At 68.4% G+C, this 4,259-nt stretch carries 3 protein-coding genes; all 3 read right to left on the reverse strand.

Going from position 1 to position 4,259, the window contains the following annotated elements:
- Positions 1–1,027 (reverse strand): hypothetical protein (locus tag Q1K70_RS04230; protein WP_300156177.1); only part of this gene is annotated, 1,027 nt, incomplete at its 3' end.
- Entirely contained in the window at positions 1,024–2,868 is a 1,845-nt protein-coding gene (locus Q1K70_RS04235; protein WP_300156179.1) for a reverse transcriptase domain-containing protein, read from the reverse strand. The genes Q1K70_RS04230 and Q1K70_RS04235, both read right to left, overlap by 4 nt.
- A gap of 113 nt (positions 2,869–2,981) precedes the next feature.
- Positions 2,982–3,851 (reverse strand): hypothetical protein, encoded by an 870-nt coding sequence (locus tag Q1K70_RS04240; protein WP_300156181.1) that lies wholly within the window; start codon positions 3,849–3,851, stop codon positions 2,982–2,984.
- Positions 3,852–4,259: the final 408 nt, after the last annotated feature.

Genomic DNA, 4,259 nt, shown 5'->3' on the forward strand with positions numbered 1-4,259 from the left:
GCTCGACCGGGGCGGCAGGCTCGGGCTCAGCAAGCGCAGGAGTCCGCAAGACCAGGTCCGTGCACGGCGCAAGCGCAGCAGCTGCCGACGATGGCGGGCCGTGAGAACGACCATCTGGCCCAGTCGAGAGCATCAAGTCGGTGAAGTTGCTGTCCACCCCGACCTGGGCGTAGTGCTGATGGAAGACGCGCTCGGACGCCCAGCGGCCCAAATGGAGGATCTTGTCGGTCATGACCTCCTTGGCCACGGCCCAGCTGGCGCCACCGCGACGGAAGCCGCGTGCAGACAGCAGAGTGCGGTCGCCTCCCGCGGCGGCAATGAACTGGTTCAGGATCCCCGAGGCTGTTGCGGCAGAGATGCCACGGTAGGGGCGGCGCAGCTGAACGATGACGGGTGTCGTCGCCACTTCGGGGCCCCGCATGTCCATGGTGCGACGCTTCCAGCACAGGAAGCAGCTGACTGGGTCCAGCAAGGGGTCCGAGCAGCGCCACACCGTCACGCTGGCGCCTTTGGCCGTGTAATCATTCTTGAATCCCAGTAGACACACGATGACTCGATCGTGCGCTGGGGGCACCGTCACTTGGCCCATGGTCGGCAGGATCAAGTCGGACGGGCGCAACAGCGCCAGGAAAGCCAGCAGGGCGCACAGCTTGCTGCGCAGGCGCTCCAGCGACAGCGACTCATTGGGGCCCCACCGACGCAGCACGTCCGTCAGCAGGCTGGGAGGCACGGGCAGGCCCTTCTGCACGGGCTGGGTGGTGCGCGCGAGTCGGATGCCCTTGCGAAGGCGTTGCAGCAAATGATCGCGCGCCGGCGATGGGCGTCCCAGAGCGTCATGGACGAGGTTCACCACGGTGCAGATCAACGAGAGGGCAGCACGCGGACGGCAGCTGGACCGCGTTGCAGTGTCCAGGTACTCAGCCAAAGCAGCCACAGGCATGGGCACCAGTGGCACGGCCTTGGTGCAGCAGAAGCGGGCGAGGGCGCGCAGGCGGTTGTTCAGGGACTTGGCTGAGGAGCGCTTCACAGTCGACGCAAGTAGCGCTCGAGTGCCGTCGCTCCAATCGGAGGATGCCGCGCGCCAGAAATCCGCCACGCACAGACGCGCCACGAGCGGTTCTTCAGCGGCTCGACATGGCCGGTCGACGCCGGGAAGTAGGCGCGCGGGTCCTCGGACGGCAGCACGATCGGGTAGTCCACGGCCAGGCGCCGCAGCAGGGGCCACCAGGGCTGGCCCGGCCACAGCGGGGCAATCAGCGTCGCATCGCACTGGGACAGCTGGACATGGCGCAGGACGCGGTGGATCAGGGAGAAGGGCGGGCACACGTAGCTGTTCTCGCTGGGGGACCACAGGGCTGACAGGGTGTCGGCACGCAGGGACTCCACATCGTTGTGCCGACTCTCGTACCGCGGCAGCTGACGCGTCCGGAAGGACGCCATCCTGTCTATCGTATGCGGGCCCCATAACCGATCCAGCGATCGGAACAGGGACGGGTGCAGCTGCCAGTCGGAGCGGTCCTCCTGGCGAGACAGGGCGTCCGCACTGGTGTTGGTGGTGCCGGCCACATGCACGGCGCGCAGCGAAATGCCGTGCTCGGCTGCCAGCGAGTGGATCGCCCGGGCCAGCGTGTCGAGGCGCTCGTTGAGGCGACCGAAGCCGTTGAGGTGGGCCACTGTGGTGGCGTTGTCGCACTGGACGCACACCGTCTTGCCGGCCCAGGACGCGCCCCAGATCCGCAGCGCGTTGAGGACGGCCATGGACTCGCGCTCGTTGATGGGCCGCGCGGCCATCGCCTCGGTCCACGAGCCGCACGCTGTGCGATCGTCCCAGGCGGCGCCCCAGCCCAGGTCGGAGGCATCCGTCGACAGGGTCAAGTCGGCCGGACGCGGCAGGGGACAGGCTCCGTTCCAGCCGTCGAGCGCTGCTATCCACCAGCGTACGTCCGCGCGAGCCGCATCGCTGAGGCCAACAGCGGCGCTCCAGCACGGCGCATTGGCAATGTCGCGGTAGAGGTTGCGCAGGAGCAGCTTGGCCGGCGCAATGGCCCGCGAGACCGACAGGCACAGGCCAGCGACATGGGCAAGGCGGCGCACTGGCACGGGTCCGTCGCGGGAGAGCAGCCGCTTCAGCTCGTGGCGGATGGCCCGTCTCTTGTCGGCAGGCACGCAGAACCGAACGGCCGGCGCGGTCTGGATGTCGTAGCCCAGGAAGGTCTGCGAGGTCGACGGCTCGAAGTGGCACTTCTCGTCCTTGAGCACGAAGCCCGCCGCCCGCATGGTCTCGCGGAAGATGTGGACATGGCTCCTGGCTAGGGGAGGCTCGGCTGCAATGATGAAGTCGTCGATGTAGCATACGAGGCGAAGGCCGCGCATGCGCAGGTACTCGACGAGGGGCCGCACGAACTTGGTGAAGGCCCACGGCGCGCACGACAGGCCAAATGGCAGCACAGTGTAGACGTAGAAGTGGCCGCGCCACTCGAGGCCCAGGTGCTTCCAATGGTCGGGGTGGATGCGCAGATGGTGGTAGCCCTCGGACAGGTCCGCCGTTGCCAGATGGTCGTTGGGGTTCAGCAACGGCGCCAGTGTCGTCAGGTCCTCGAGCTTGAAGGGCGGCGCTTGGACGGACTCGTTGACGAAGCGCATGTCGATGCACAATCTGAGTTTGCCGTTCTTCTTGGGGGCGCACGTCAGGGGAGACACGTTGTGCGGGCGCTGCTCGACCCGCACGATGGCGCCCGTCTGGAGAAGGCGGGCGAGCTCCGTGTCGACGAAGTCGTGGTTCTCGGCGCGGACGTAGTTGGGGAGGACGGAGGGAGGGGGCTCCTGCAGGAAGGGGATGCGGAAGCCCTCCAAGAGCCAGCGCTTCACCGTCGCCGGGACATGCAGGTTGCGCAGCCAAAAGGACGCATGCTCGGGCCTTGACGGGCGGCCCGTGCTCGGCGGCGGCGGCGGAGGGCTGGCTGGTGTGGCCCTGGAGGCCATCACTGGGCGTCGGCGCCGCCGGTCGACTTGCCGGCGGGGCCATCACTGCGACCGAGGCTGCGGCGCGGCGCACGCGGGAAGCGGCCCTGCTGGCGCTGGGCAAAGCCCTGGAAGGGGTCGTCACGGCGGCCGTTGAAGTCGCGGCGACCGAACGCAAAGCCGCGACCGAAGCTGCCCCCGCGGCCGCGTCCGCCGAAGTGGCCCGGCCCGCCCCGCCCGCTCGGCTGCAGCTGGCGCTCGCCCTGGGCCAGGCGGACGGCGAGGTCGACGCGCTGCGCCGTCTCGGCGGCGATCTCGGGCTGGGCCTCGATGGCGTCGTAGAAGCGGGCGACGTCGCTGGCCATGTTGGCGCGGACCCAGAGCCCCGTGCGGCGGCGGCTGGCGGACTCGGCGATGGCGCGCGCGTACTTGCTGACCTCGGTGCGCAGGGTTTCCTCGTCGCAGTCGGCGTCGCAGAGGCGCTGGATGTTGGCGGCCGACTTGTGGATGCGGCCCAGGATGCGGAGCTCGGGCTGGTTGTCGCGGCCGAGCCCGCGCAGCGTTCCCCACTTGGGGAAATCGGCCGGGAGCGGGATGCCACGGAGGACTGGGGCGCTCCCGGCGGCGTCGCCAAAACGCTCCGGACCGCCATCCGCGTCGCCGCCGTCGTCCTCGTCGTGGTCGGACGGCTCGCCGCCTGTCGGGGCCTCATCGTCGGATGCAGCGCCTGCTGCGACCTGACGGCGGGGGGGCGGCGCGGATGGAGCGGTCGCTCGAAAAAACGGAGCGGAGGGCGCTTGACGTTGTTGAATCTGCTGGCACACGGCAGCAGCGATGCTTGCAATGACGTCGGGTGTGAGCGGCAGCGAAGAGCCTTCATTGGTCGTCATGTGATGATGGCCTTCCCCGTCGGCCGGCTGCACGGTCCTTGGGCCTTGGTCTGGCGCTTGCGTGGCCTCCCCGGAGCCGCGCTGGGACACGCCTTGGGCCATCGTAGAGCCTTGGGCCGGCGTAGAACCTTGGGCCATGGTAGTACCTTGGGCCAGCGTAAATCGTCCGGGGAGGGTCACCACGCACGGCGGAGAGGGTAGCGTAGGCACGGAAAGGCCAGAGGAGTGGTTGCTTGATGCCATCCTTGTCGGGTGTTCACCACGAAAAAACGAAGGCAACCAGGCCATGGACCGGGCTCCCTTATATAGGTTGCCGACCACGCGGGAAGAGGTGATCAACCAGGGGTGATAGCCGCCATGTTTGTGTGCAAGGCGCGGGCAGCCCTCACAACTCGGTGGGAGTTTGTG

This window comes from Solidesulfovibrio sp. (assembly GCF_029978005.1).
Taxonomy (GTDB): Bacteria; Desulfobacterota; Desulfovibrionia; order Desulfovibrionales; family Desulfovibrionaceae; genus Solidesulfovibrio.

Excerpts from the sequence above, each read along its gene's own strand:
- Q1K70_RS04240 (WP_300156181.1), bottom strand. The coding sequence starts at position 3,851 with ATGACGACCAATGAAGGCTCTTCGCTGCCGCTCACACCCGACGTCATT.